The 241-nt window shown below is 39.4% G+C and carries 1 protein-coding gene; it reads right to left on the reverse strand.

The genetic code is table 11. The features are described from left to right. On the reverse strand, positions 1–225 hold a 225-nt coding region (locus tag KVT28_RS26460; RefSeq protein ID WP_217551266.1), incomplete at its 3' end, for a hypothetical protein. Positions 226–241: the final 16 nt, after the last annotated feature.

Consider the following 241-nt stretch of genomic DNA (forward strand, 5'->3'; position numbering starts at 1 on the left):
ATGCTTATTGTCATCGACATCATGGATCGTGTGAGGTGTAATGAATCCGATAGAGTTCTGATTTTTAATGCAATATCCTTTGCGCTCCGAAGGATTCTCTCGTGTCGGGTCCAGCAGTAACGGTTTTTCTTGGGAGGAATTTTTGTGTTCGGCTGAACTTCTTACACCTAATATTGGAAATGAATCTTTCTTACCTGACTGCATGTTTTGATGAAGTTGTCTCATTTTATTAACCACTACT

The sequence above is a fragment of the Pantoea sp. GbtcB22 genome, from assembly GCF_019091025.1.
In the GTDB taxonomy this organism is placed as follows: domain Bacteria; phylum Pseudomonadota; class Gammaproteobacteria; order Enterobacterales; family Enterobacteriaceae; genus Pantoea; species Pantoea leporis.